We start from the raw sequence: 12,726 nt of genomic DNA, 5'->3' as shown, positions 1-12,726 counted from the left end.
AGAAGCGAGAAGCGAGAAGCGAGAAGCGAGATTTAATCTTGAGGGTTGACGTGTATGCGTCAACCCTTTTGCGTTTTTATAACGGTCATCAACTTAGGATTGCTCAACGTGAGTCAAAAGCTAACCTTTGCTTTAATACCGTCATCCCCGAGAGGGAGGGTGGAAGGGACGACCGAGTTGGGGGGCTCTTAAAGCAAGTCGAAAGCAAACAGAGATTCCCTATTCGCTCCTTCGTCACTCTATCGAATAACACTTTCCAGCAATGCCTAAAATCATCATCCTCAAAATGACAAACTCCCTTTCGCCAAAAACAAAAAAGGCACCCGAAGGTGCCTTTTATCATTTCTTAGCTAGCGATTACTCGTCTGCAGAGAAGCCTGCGTTAAGTAGTGCTGCAAGGTTGTCAGTCGCTTGTTCAGCTGAAGGACCTTCTTGCTCTTCTACACGCTTAGCTTGACGCTCTTGGTGGTAAGCGAAACCTGTACCTGCTGGGATTAGACGACCAACAATTACGTTTTCTTTCAGACCACGTAGCTCATCACGCTTACCAGAAACTGCTGCTTCTGTTAGTACGCGAGTTGTCTCCTGGAACGATGCCGCAGAGATGAACGATTCAGTTGCTAGAGACGCTTTAGTGATACCTAATAGGTCACGTTCGAAGCGAACAAGCTCTTTACCTTCAGCTTCTAGCTGACGGTTAGCAATCTTAACGTTCGCGTATTCAACCTGCTCACCCACTAGGAACTCTGTAGAGTCACCAGCGTGTGTGATTGTACACTTACGTAGCATCTGACGAACGATAGTTTCAATGTGCTTATCGTTAATCTTAACGCCTTGGAGACGGTATACTTCTTGAACTTCGTTCGCGATGTATTGAGTCACAGCGTGGATACCACGTAGACGTAGAATGTCATGCGGAGTTTCTGGACCATCTGCGATCACATCACCACGTTCAACTTTCTCGCCTTCGAATACGTTAAGCTGACGGTGCTTAGGAATCATCTCTTCGTAAGCGTCGCCGCCGTCACGAGTGATTACTAGACGACGTTTACCTTTCGTCTCTTTACCGAAGCTCACAGTACCTGTGTGCTCAGCAAGAATCGCAGGCTCTTTCGGCTTACGTGCTTCGAATAGGTCAGCTACGCGAGGTAGACCACCGGTGATATCTTTGTTACCGCCAGATTTCTGAGGGATACGTGAAAGTGTATCACCCACACCTACTTCAGCGCCGTCTTCGATGTTAACGATAGCTTTACCAGGTAGGAAGTAGTGAGCTGGCATATCAGTACCAGGGATCATTACGTCGTTACCTTGCTCATCAACAAGTTTGATAGCTGGACGCATATCTTTACCTGCTGCTGGGCGAGCTGCTGCTTCAGTTACTTCGCTTGAAGATAGACCTGTTAGGTCATCTGTTTGGCGAGAAACTGTTACACCGTCGATCATGTCAACGAATTGGATGCGACCTGCCACTTCAGTGATGATTGGCATAGTGTGCGCTTCCCAGTTAGCTACTGTATCACCAGCTTCAACTGAGTCGTTGTCGCCTTTAGATAGTAGAGAACCGTAAGGCAGTTTGTGTTTCTCTTTCGTACGACCAAACTCATCAATGATAGTTAGTTCAGATGCACGAGAAGTGATAACAAGCTTGCCATCTTTGTTCGTTACATACTTAGCGTTGTGTAGCTTAACTGTACCTGTTGTCTTAGCTTGGATGCTGTTCTCTGCTGCTGCAGTAGATGCCGCACCACCGATGTGGAACGTACGCATCGTAAGCTGTGTACCCGGTTCACCGATAGACTGAGCAGCGATAACGCCTACTGCTTCACCTTGGTTCACTAGGTGGCCACGAGCTAGGTCACGACCGTAACACTGTGCACAACAACCGAAGTCCGCATCACAGGTAACTACAGAGCGCACTTTCATGCTGTCTACTGAGTTCTCTTCCATGATTTGACACCACTTCTCATCAATTAGAGTGTTACGTGGGATCAGAACTTCTTCAGTACCTGGCTTAAGAACATCTTCAGCAACTACACGACCTAGAGCTAGCTCAGAAAGTGCAACTTTAACGTCACCACCTTCGATGTGCGGCATCATGTCAACACCTTCATGGGTGCCACAATCATGTTCGTGTACTACAACGTCTTGAGCAACGTCTACTAGACGACGAGTTAGGTAACCCGAGTTCGCTGTTTTCAGTGCCGTATCCGCAAGACCCTTACGAGCACCGTGCGTTGAGATAAAGTACTGAAGTACGTTTAGACCTTCTTTAAAGTTCGCTGTGATAGGCGTTTCGATGATTGAACCATCTGGACGTGCCATCAGACCACGCATACCTGCTAGCTGACGAATCTGAGCTGCAGAACCACGTGCGCCCGAGTCGGCCATCATGTAGATGCTGTTGAACGACTCTTGCTGCTCTTCTTCACCTTCACGGTTTACTACCGTTTCAGATGAAAGGTTTTCCATCATCGCTTTCGCTACGCGATCGTTGGTCGATGCCCAAATATCGATCACTTTGTTGTAGCGCTCACCCGCAGTTACAAGACCAGATTGGTACTGTTCTTGAATTTCGCGAACTTCTGCTTCCGCTTCTTCGATCTCAGTGTACTTAGCTGCAGGTACAACCATGTCGTCGATACCAACAGATACACCAGAAAGTGCCGCGTAAGCGAAACCTGTGTACATGATTTGGTCAGCAAAGATTACCGTGTCTTTAAGACCTAGCTTACGGTACGCTTCGTTAAGTAGGTTAGAGATTTGCTTCTTACCTAACTTTTGGTTAACGATGCTGTACGGTAGACCTTCCGGTACGATTTGCCATAGCATTGCACGACCGATAGTTGTATCAACCATCTTAGTCTCAGTAGTGCTATTACCATCTTCGTCTTTAACAGTCTCAGTGATACGAACTTTAACGCGAGCGTGTAACTCAGCAGTCTTAGTGCGGTATGCCTTCTCAGCCTCAGCTGGGCTAGCAAGGTACATACCTTCGCCTTTCACGTTGATCTTGTCACGAGTCATGTAGTAAAGACCCAATACAACGTCCTGAGAAGGTACGATGATCGGATCACCTGACGCTGGCGACAGAATGTTGTTTGTCGACATCATCAGAGTACGAGCTTCAAGCTGTGCTTCTAGAGTTAGAGGCACGTGAACCGCCATTTGGTCACCATCGAAGTCGGCGTTGTATGCCGCACACACTAGTGGGTGAAGCTGAATCGCTTTACCTTCGATTAGTACTGGTTCGAACGCCTGGATACCTAGACGGTGAAGTGTAGGTGCACGGTTCAATAGTACTGGGTGTTCGCGGATTACTTCGTCTAGGATATCCCAAACGATCGCTTCTTCGCGCTCTACCATCTTCTTAGCAGCTTTGATTGTAGTCGCAAGACCACGAGTCTCTAGCTTGCTGTAGATGAATGGTTTGAATAGCTCAAGTGCCATCTTCTTAGGAAGACCACACTGGTGCAGACGAAGGTATGGACCTACTGTGATTACAGAACGGCCAGAGTAGTCTACACGCTTACCTAGAAGGTTCTGACGGAAACGACCTTGTTTACCCTTGATCATATCAGCAAGAGATTTCAGTGGACGCTTGTTCGAACCTGTGATCGCACGACCGCGACGACCGTTATCTAGAAGTGCATCAACAGACTCTTGCAGCATACGTTTTTCGTTACGTACGATGATGTCCGGAGCAGCTAGCTCTAGAAGACGCTTCAAACGGTTGTTTCGGTTGATTACGCGACGGTATAGGTCGTTCAGATCAGAAGTCGCGAAGCGACCGCCGTCTAGTGGTACTAGAGGACGTAGATCTGGCGGAAGTACCGGAAGCACAGTTAGGATCATCCACTCTGGGTTGTTACCAGATTGAACGAATGCTTCAACTAGTTTAAGACGCTTAGTGATCTTCTTACGCTTAGTCTCTGAGTTAGTAGACTGAAGCTCTTCACGCATCTCTTCGATTTCAGCAGGCAGATCCATAGAACCCAGTAGGTCTTTGATCGCTTCTGCACCCATCTTAGCCGTGAACTCATCACCCCACTCTTCTAGACGATCCAGATACTCTTCTTCAGTAAGCATCTGAGATTTTTCTAGATCAGTCATACCTGGTTCAGTTACTACGTACATTTCGAAGTAAAGAACACGTTCGATATCACGTAGAGGGATATCCATTAGTAGACCGATACGAGACGGTAGTGATTTTAGGAACCAGATGTGAGCAACTGGTGAAGCTAGCTCGATGTGGCCCATACGGTCACGACGAACTTTAGTTTGTGTAACTTCAACGCCACACTTCTCACAGATAACGCCACGGTGTTTTAGACGCTTATATTTGCCACAAAGACATTCGTAGTCTTTTACTGGACCAAAGATACGCGCACAGAACAGACCATCACGCTCAGGCTTGAACGTACGATAGTTGATCGTTTCTGGTTTCTTAACTTCACCGAAAGACCATGAACGGATCATGTCTGGTGAAGATAGACCGATTTTGATTGCATCAAATTCTTCGGTCTTATGCTGCGCTTTTAGAAAGTTTAATAAGTCTTTCACAATCAGCTCCTGTAAGGAGTTAAAAGGAGCTCACCCGCAAAAGTGAGCACCTTCTACCAAATAATCGTATTCTCTAAAGAGAAAGGATTACTCTTCGTCTTCTAGCTCGATGTTGATACCTAGCGAGCGGATCTCTTTCAACAGTACGTTGAACGATTCTGGCATGCCAGGCTCCATGCTGTGGTTGCCATCTACGATGTTCTTATACATCTTAGTACGGCCGTTAACGTCATCCGACTTAACTGTTAGCATTTCTTGAAGCGTGTAAGCAGCACCGTATGCTTCTAGTGCCCATACTTCCATCTCACCGAAACGCTGACCACCGAACTGAGCTTTACCACCAAGTGGTTGCTGAGTTACTAGGCTGTACGAACCAGTTGAACGAGCGTGCATCTTGTCATCAACAAGGTGGTTCAGTTTCAGCATGTACATGTAACCAACAGTTACAGGACGCTCAAACGCATCACCTGTGCGACCATCAAACAGCGTTAGCTGACCAGATTCTGGTAGGTCACCTAGTTTTAGAAGCTCTTTGATTGAAGATTCATTCGCACCGTCAAATACTGGAGTTGCGATCGGTAGACCACCACGTAGGTTCTTGATCAGCGTACGAACTTCATCATCAGATAGAGACGCAATGTCTACTTTCTGACGAGTTTCACCAAGATCGTAAACCTTCTGTAGGAAGTCACGGAACTTAGCTAGCTCTTGCTGCTCTTTCACCATCTGGTTGATCTTGTCACCGATGCCTTTCGCTGCCAGACCTAAGTGTACTTCTAGGATCTGACCGATGTTCATACGCGATGGTACACCCAGTGGGTTTAGTACGATGTCAACCGGCTGACCTTTCTCATCGTAAGGCATGTCTTCAACAGGGTTGATCTTAGAGATTACACCCTTGTTACCGTGACGACCCGCCATCTTATCACCAGGCTGGATACGACGTTTAACCGCTAGGTAAACCTTAACGATCTTCAGTACGCCAGGTGCTAGATCATCACCTTGTGTGATCTTACGACGCTTAGTTTCAAACTTCTTATCGAAGTCAGCTTTTAGCTCGTCCCACTGCTCAGCAAGTTGCTCAAGCTGTGACTGTTGCGCATCATCTTCAAGCGTTAGCTCTAGCCATTTCTTACGATCGATAGAGTCTAGCTTCGCTTCAGTGTAACCACCGTCGATTAGTACAGCTTTAACGCGGTTTAGAAGGCCACCCTCAAGAATCTGGAATTCTTCAGTTAGGTCTTTCTTCGCTTCTTTCAGCTGCATCTGTTCAATTTCAAGTGCACGTTTGTCTTTTTCAACACCGTCACGAGTAAATACTTGAACGTCGATGATCGTACCTGAAACTGAGTTTGGTACGCGTAGAGACGTATCTTTAACGTCTGACGCTTTCTCACCGAAGATAGCACGTAGTAGCTTCTCTTCAGGAGTTAGCTGAGTTTCACCTTTAGGCGTTACTTTACCTACAAGGATGTCACCGCCTTTCACTTCCGCACCGATGTAAACGATACCTGACTCGTCTAGTTTAGACAGAGCAGACTCACCTACGTTTGGAATGTCAGCTGTGATTTCTTCAGCACCAAGCTTAGTATCACGTGCCACACAAGATAGCTCTTGAATGTGGATCGTAGTGAAACGGTCTTCTTGAACTACGCGCTCAGATACCAAGATCGAGTCTTCGAAGTTGTAACCGTTCCAAGGCATGAATGCGATACGCATGTTCTGACCAAGCGCTAGCTCACCAAGGTCTGTTGAAGGACCATCAGCAAGAACGTCGCCACGCGCTACTGGTTCGCCCGGCATCACACATGGACGCTGGTTGATACACGTGTTTTGGTTCGAACGAGTGTATTTAGTTAGGTTGTAGATATCGATACCCGCTTCACCAGGGATCAGCTCGTCTTCGTTAACTTTAACAACGATACGAGAAGCATCTACAGACTGGATTACACCACCACGTTTCGCTACCGCTGTAACACCAGAGTCAACTGCGATGTTACGCTCGATACCAGTACCAACTAGAGGCTTATCAGCCTTAAGTGTTGGAACTGCCTGACGTTGCATGTTGGCACCCATCAATGCACGGTTCGCATCATCGTGTTCTAGGAACGGGATAAGCGATGCAGCGATAGATACAACCTGGTTAGTTGCAACGTCCATGTAGTCAACATGTTCGCGTGGGTGTAGGCCAGATTCACCTTTCTGACGAGCAGTGATTAGCTCTTCAGAGAATGTACCTTCTTCAGTAAGAACAGTGTTCGCCTGAGCGATAACGTACTGACCTTCCTGAATAGCAGATAGGTAATCTACTTCGTCTGTTACTACGCCATCTACAACACGACGGTATGGAGTCTCTAGGAAACCGTACTCGTTACAACGTGCAAATGCAGATAGAGAGTTGATCAGACCGATGTTTGGACCTTCCGGCGTTTCGATAGGACATAGACGGCCGTAGTGAGTTACGTGTACGTCTCGAACTTCGAAGCCAGCGCGTTCACGAGTTAGACCGCCAGGACCCAATGCAGAAATACGACGCTTGTGCGTTACTTCTGATAACGGGTTGTTTTGGTCCATGAACTGTGAAAGCTGTGAAGAGCCAAAGAATTCTTTAACCGCAGCAGAGATCGGCTTAGCGTTGATAAGATCTTGAGGCATGATTGCATCAAGGTCACCAAGGCTTAGACGTTCTTTAACAGCACGTTCAACACGTACTAGACCAACGCGGAATTGGTTTTCTGCCATTTCACCAACAGAACGGATACGACGGTTACCTAGGTGGTCGATATCGTCCACTTCACCGATGCCGTTACGGATAGCGATAAGCTTCTTCATCACTTCAACGATATCAGTTTCGTCAAGTGTGCCTTGCTCTTGAGCATCTTCACGTTCGATAGAGCTGTTGAACTTCATACGACCAACAGTCGATAGATCGTAACGCTCTTCAGAGAAGAATAGGCTTTCGAATAGTGCTTCAGCAGCTTCTTTCGTTGGCGGCTCGCCCGGGCGCATCATGCGGTAGATTTCTACCAGTGCAGAAATACGATCAACAGTGCTGTCGATACGTAGTGTTTCTGACATGAACGGACCGTGGTCTAGATCGTTAGTGAATAACGTCTGTAGAGCTTTGTGGCCTGCCTGAGAAAGGTTAGCTAGTGCTTCAAGGCTGATCTCTTGGTTTGCACCAACAATGATCTCGCCAGTCGCTTCGTTGATGTAATCTTTCGATGCAACTTTGCCTACGATGTACTCAACTGGTACTTCGATATGCTCAACGCCATCTTTTTCAAGTTGACGGATGTGGCGTGCAGTTACACGACGACCTGTTTCAACGTAAACTTTGCCGTTTGCTTCGATATCGAATGACGCAGTTTCACCACGTAGACGATCAGGAACAAGCTCCATAAGTAGAGTTTGATCTTTAACTTCGAAGTTCACCTTCTCAAAGAAGATGTCCAGAATCTCTTCTGTCGTCTTACCTAATGCGCGAAGAATGATAGATGCTGGTAGCTTACGACGGCGGTCGATACGTACGTATAGGTTATCCTTAGGATCAAACTCGAAATCAAGCCATGAACCACGGTAAGGAATAACACGTGCGTTATAAAGAACTTTACCTGATGAGTGGGTCTTACCCTTATCGCTGTCGAAGAATACGCCAGGGCTTCTGTGCAGCTGGGATACGATAACCCTCTCGGTACCATTAATTACAAAAGTACCATTGTCTGTCATAAGCGGAATTTCGCCCATGTAGACTTCTTGTTCTTTGATATCTTTTACGGTGCCTGCCGGCGCGTCTCTATCAAAAATAACTAGGCGCAGTTTAACGCGTAGTGGCTTTGAGTACGTTACGCCGCGAATTTGACATTCTTTAACATCAAATACTGGCTCACCAAGACGGTAGCTAACGTATTGCAGCTCAGAGTTGCCGTTGTAGCTCTGAATCGGGAATACAGAACGGAAAGCAGCTTCAAGACCGTATTGACCCTCAGGATCCTGTTCGATGAATTTTTCGAACGAATCGAGCTGGATCGATAGCAGGTATGGAATGTCCAAAACTTGTGGACGAGTACCAAAGTCCTTACGGATGCGCTTTTTCTCGGTATAAGAGTAAACCATGGGGTTCCTCAGCTCGCTGATAAGTGACCCAAACTGTCTCCAATAGTTATGAGACAGTGACTGAAAATCTGTTTGATAGTAGTGACATACCATTAAGAGATAATGACATGTTTTTTGCTAGGAACTTGGGTGCTCAAACAGCGGAAAAATCACCCAACCCCTACAGCGCAAAAAGGCCGGTGGTTATAAAACCACCAGCCATTAGCCGTTAGGCTAAGAAGCTTAAGTAATAATTACTTAACAACAACAGTTGCGCCAGCTTCTTCTAGCTGAGCTTTAAGAGCTTCAGCTTCATCTTTCTCGATGCCTTCTTTTAGTGCAGCAGGAGCTGAGTCTACTAGACCCTTAGCTTCTTTAAGGCCTAGGCCAGTTGCGCCACGTACTGCTTTGATTACAGCAACTTTGTTGCCGCCAGCAGATTCTAGGATTACGTCGAATTCAGTTTGCTCAGCAGCAGCTTCGCCTGCAGCAGCGCCGCCAGCTACAACAGCAGCAGCAGCAGAAACACCGAATTTCTCTTCCATTGCTTCGATTAGTTCAACAACTTGCATTACAGACATTTCTGCAACTGCGTCTAGGATTTGCTCGTTAGTGATAGACATAACAATTCTCTTTTAAATCAACAATAAGTTTAAATAGCAACCAGTGAAAAGCAAGGCTTAAGCCGCAGCTTCTTCTTTTTGGTCGCGTAGTGCAGCGATAGTACGTACCAGCTTGCCTGCAGAAGCTTCTTTCATGCACATCATTAGGCGTGCGATAGCTTCGTCGTAAGTTGGTAGTGTCGCTAGTACTTCAGCGTCAGTTAGCGCGCCTTCAAATGCAGCAGCTTTGATCTCGAAGTCTTTGTTCTCTTTAGCGAAGTCTTTGAAAAGACGCGCTGCAGCACCTGGGTGCTCGTTAGAGAATGCGATTAGAGTAGGACCAGTGAAAGTGTCAGTTAGACACTCGTAGTCAGTACCTTCAACCGCACGACGCATAAGCGTGTTACGAACAACACGTACATAAACACCAGCTTCACGAGCTTGTTTACGTAGTGAAGTCATAGCACCAACTTCAACGCCACGAGAATCAGCTACAACTGCAGAAAGTGCACCACTGGCAGCTTCGTTGACTTCAGCAACAATTGCTTTTTTGTCTTGAAGGTTTAAAGCCATCTTGGATTTACTCCTGGTTGTCGTTACACCACTCACTATCATCACGACAGTGAGAGTTATTTAGGTGCTTCCCAGAAGAAAGTAACTATTTGCATAGAGCTTTCTGTCAGTTCGGGCACCATCTACGTAGGAAAATTAAGTTTACAAAAGCAAACACCTACGGTCTTGGACGGAGACTGGGTCATAATTCAGACTAAATTCTTGCGAATTTAATGAACCAAAGTTCAGCCCCAACCACAAATATTAGGCGCAAAATTATACATAAACTCTGCGCCTAAGTAAATAAGTGTGTCGTAAAATTAATTACGCAACTGTGTTCAGGCTACCCTGATCAACAGCAACACCAGCACCCATAGTAGTAGAGATGCTTACCTTCTGAAGGAATGTACCCTTAGCAGAAGACGGTTTAGCTTTCTTCAGAGCAACTAGAAGAGCTTCTAGGTTCTCTTTGATCTGCTCTGCAGAGAAGTTTGCTTTACCGATAGTAGTGTGGATGATGCCGTTCTTGTCGTTACGGTAACGAACCTGACCAGCTTTAGCGTTCTTAACAGCTTCAGCAACGTTAGGAGTTACAGTACCAACTTTAGGGTTTGGCATTAGACCGCGAGGGCCTAGGATAGTACCTAGTTGACCTACAACGCGCATTGCATCTGGAGAAGCAACAACTACGTCAAAGTTCATTTCGCCTTTCTTCACTTGCTCAGCAAGATCTTCCATACCAACGATGTCTGCGCCAGCTTCTTTAGCTGCTTCAGCGTTTGCACCTTGAGTGAACACTGCAACGCGGATTTCGCGGCCAGTACCGTGAGGTAGTACAGTTGCACCACGTACGTTCTGGTCAGATTTACGAGCATCGATGCCTAGGTTAACAGCAACGTCTACAGACTCAACAAATTTAGCAGTAGCTAGTTCTTGAAGAAGAGCAACAGCTTCGTTGATTTCGTATTCTTTAGTTACGTCAACTTTTTCGCGGATTACGCGCATGCGCTTAGTTAGTTTAGCCATCTTATTAACCCTCTACCACTAGGCCCATTGAACGAGCAGTACCAGCGATTGAACGCTTCATTGCTTCGATGTCAGCACCAGTCATATCAGCAGCTTTAGCTTCTGCGATTTCTTGGATTTGAGCGTCAGTTACAGTACCCACTTTTTCAGTGTTTGGACGACCAGAACCAGACTTAACGCCAGCAGCTTTCTTAAGAAGAACAGCAGCAGGTGGAGTCTTAGTTACGAACGTGAAAGAACGGTCGTTGTATACTGTGATAACAACTGGTGTTGGCAGACCTTTCTCTAGAGATTCTGTTCTTGCGTTGAACGCTTTACAGAATTCCATGATGTTAACACCGTGTTGACCTAGTGCAGGACCAACTGGTGGACTTGGGTTTGCCATACCAGCAGCAACTTGTAGCTTGATGTAAGCTTCAACTTTCTTAGCCATGATTATTCCTAATTTTGGGTACAAACGCTAATCGGCTGATCAGCTCCCCGTTGATATAAATACTTTTTACTTCAGCTGTCACTTTCGCTTCAGCCAAAATAATAAGGCGCGAAATTATAGTCATAATTCGCGCCCTAAACAACCCTGTTAAGGTGTTTTTTTAATCAAGTTTTTCAACCTGACCAAACTCAAGCTCAACTGGTGTCGCACGACCAAAGATCGATACAGACACTTTTACGCGGCTCTTGTCATAATCCACTTCTTCAACAGTACCGTTGAAGTCTGCGAATGGACCGTCAGTAACACGTACAACTTCACCCGCTTCGTACATAGTACGTGGACGAGGAGCTTCACTTGCTTTCTCTAGACGGTTAAGAATCGCATCAGCTTCTTTATCAGTGATAGGAGCTGGACGATCAGAGGTACCACCAATGAAGCCCATGACACGCGGCACACTGCGTACTAAGTGCCATGATTCATCGTTCATGATCATCTGAACAAGGACGTAACCAGGGAAGAACTTGCGTTCAGATTTACGACGCTGACCAGCGCGCATTTCAACTACTTCTTCAGTAGGAACTAGTACTTCACCAAACAGCTCTTCCATGCTGTGCATTTTGATATGCTCGCGAAGAGATTGGGCTACACGGCCTTCAAATCCAGAGAAGGCTTGAACCACATACCAGCGTTTTTTTGGAGCTTCACTCATGAATTAAAACCCTCTATACCCCAGTTGCTAGAGCTACAAGACGAACCATAATGCCGTCAATACCCCATAGCACTAGAGCCATTACAATACTTACAGCTAAAACGATCAGTGTTGTTTGCATAGTTTCTTGGCGTGTAGGCCAAACAACTTTACGTACTTCCATACGAGATTCTTTTGCAAACTCGATCGCAGCTTTACCTTTAGTTGTTGTAGCAGCAACACCAAGTGCCGCAGCGATTAGTACAACAACACCTGCAGCGCGAATAACTACAGACATCTCACCGTACAGGTAATTACCCACAACAGCGGCAGCTAACAGAGCAAAAGTGACAATCCACTTAAAGATATCTGCGCCATTTGAGCTCTCAGGAGTTTCAGCATTATTTGCTTTCATAAAACCAACCTGTCTAAGTCTTAATATAGACGACAACAACCCCGCTGTTGCAGGGCAAATCCATGAAACGACAATCTTAATAAATTGACGTACTCTTTTTATTGATCGAGACGCAACACCTCGACCAAAAAATTCCTGCAAAACACCTATTTGGATAAGAAACCAACAGGCATTTTATTTAGTGCAGAAAAAGGGCATCAAATGATGCCCTTTTTGCTACTGGTTCGTCAAATCTAATTAATAGATTTTCCGAAGTCTTTAGCTAATTCGTAAGAATTAGTCGAAGATCTTAGCAACAACACCAGCACCTACTGTACGGCCACCTTCACGGATAGCGAAACGTAGGCCTTCA

9 protein-coding genes are annotated in these 12,726 nt (G+C 46.1%); all 9 read right to left on the bottom strand.

Translation table 11 applies throughout. The annotated features are described in order from the left end of the window. Nucleotides 1-357: 357 nt before the first annotated feature. A complete protein-coding gene (gene rpoC / locus ACHUFZ_RS20255) occupies nt 358-4,563 on the bottom strand; it encodes a DNA-directed RNA polymerase subunit beta' (protein WP_394128568.1) in 4,206 nt (1,401 codons plus the stop codon). Between the two features lie 87 nt (nt 4,564-4,650). Beyond that, nucleotides 4,651-8,679 carry a DNA-directed RNA polymerase subunit beta gene (gene rpoB / locus ACHUFZ_RS20250; RefSeq protein WP_394128567.1) on the bottom strand — a complete coding sequence of 1,343 codons (4,029 nt, stop codon included), beginning with the start codon at nt 8,677-8,679 and terminating at the stop codon, nt 4,651-4,653. A gap of 233 nt (nt 8,680-8,912) precedes the next feature. Then, the gene (gene rplL / locus ACHUFZ_RS20245; RefSeq protein ID WP_394128566.1) at nt 8,913-9,281 is read right to left on the bottom strand and encodes a 50S ribosomal protein L7/L12; all 369 of its coding nucleotides are present in this window, start codon (nt 9,279-9,281) and stop codon (nt 8,913-8,915) included. A gap of 57 nt (nt 9,282-9,338) precedes the next feature. Further along, complete coding sequence (rplJ, locus tag ACHUFZ_RS20240; protein ID WP_004415880.1) at nt 9,339-9,833, bottom strand: 50S ribosomal protein L10; 495 nt, start codon at nt 9,831-9,833, stop codon at nt 9,339-9,341. Between the two features lie 303 nt (nt 9,834-10,136). Further along, the gene (gene rplA / locus ACHUFZ_RS20235) at nt 10,137-10,838 is read right to left on the bottom strand and encodes a 50S ribosomal protein L1 (protein ID WP_134837058.1); all 702 of its coding nucleotides are present in this window, start codon (nt 10,836-10,838) and stop codon (nt 10,137-10,139) included. 4 nt (nt 10,839-10,842) lie between these two features. Further along, nucleotides 10,843-11,271 (bottom strand): 50S ribosomal protein L11, encoded by a 429-nt coding sequence (gene rplK, locus ACHUFZ_RS20230; RefSeq protein WP_394128565.1) that lies wholly within the window; start codon nt 11,269-11,271, stop codon nt 10,843-10,845. Nucleotides 11,272-11,431: 160 nt separating this feature from the next. Continuing rightward, nucleotides 11,432-11,980 carry a transcription termination/antitermination protein NusG gene (gene nusG, locus ACHUFZ_RS20225; protein WP_004415884.1) on the bottom strand — a complete coding sequence of 183 codons (549 nt, stop codon included), beginning with the start codon at nt 11,978-11,980 and terminating at the stop codon, nt 11,432-11,434. A gap of 13 nt (nt 11,981-11,993) precedes the next feature. Continuing rightward, entirely contained in the window at nt 11,994-12,374 is a 381-nt protein-coding gene (gene secE / locus ACHUFZ_RS20220; RefSeq protein ID WP_004415886.1) for a preprotein translocase subunit SecE, read from the bottom strand. Nucleotides 12,375-12,650: 276 nt separating this feature from the next. Next, nucleotides 12,651-12,726: EF-Tu C-terminal domain-related protein (locus tag ACHUFZ_RS20215; RefSeq protein ID WP_446557682.1), on the bottom strand; the 76-nt coding region annotated here is incomplete at its 5' end.

It is taken from the genome of Vibrio hepatarius (assembly GCF_043642085.1).
GTDB classification, from domain to species: domain Bacteria; phylum Pseudomonadota; class Gammaproteobacteria; order Enterobacterales; family Vibrionaceae; genus Vibrio; species Vibrio hepatarius_C.
Note: the sequence above shows the minus strand (reverse complement) of the source record. Positions and strands in the feature narration are given on the sequence as shown.

Bases quoted from the DNA above. Each gene is read 5' to 3' on its own strand.
- rpoB (WP_394128567.1), bottom strand. From the start codon at position 8,679: ATGGTTTACTCTTATACCGAGAAAAAGCGCATCCGTAAGGACTTTGGT.
- rplL (WP_394128566.1), bottom strand. From the start codon at position 9,281: ATGTCTATCACTAACGAGCAAATCCTAGACGCAGTTGCAGAAATGTCT.
- rplJ (WP_004415880.1), bottom strand. From the start codon at position 9,833: ATGGCTTTAAACCTTCAAGACAAAAAAGCAATTGTTGCTGAAGTCAAC.
- rplA (WP_134837058.1), bottom strand. From the start codon at position 10,838: ATGGCTAAACTAACTAAGCGCATGCGCGTAATCCGCGAAAAAGTTGAC.
- rplK (WP_394128565.1), bottom strand. From the start codon at position 11,271: ATGGCTAAGAAAGTTGAAGCTTACATCAAGCTACAAGTTGCTGCTGGT.
- nusG (WP_004415884.1), bottom strand. From the start codon at position 11,980: ATGAGTGAAGCTCCAAAAAAACGCTGGTATGTGGTTCAAGCCTTCTCT.
- secE (WP_004415886.1), bottom strand. From the start codon at position 12,374: ATGAAAGCAAATAATGCTGAAACTCCTGAGAGCTCAAATGGCGCAGAT.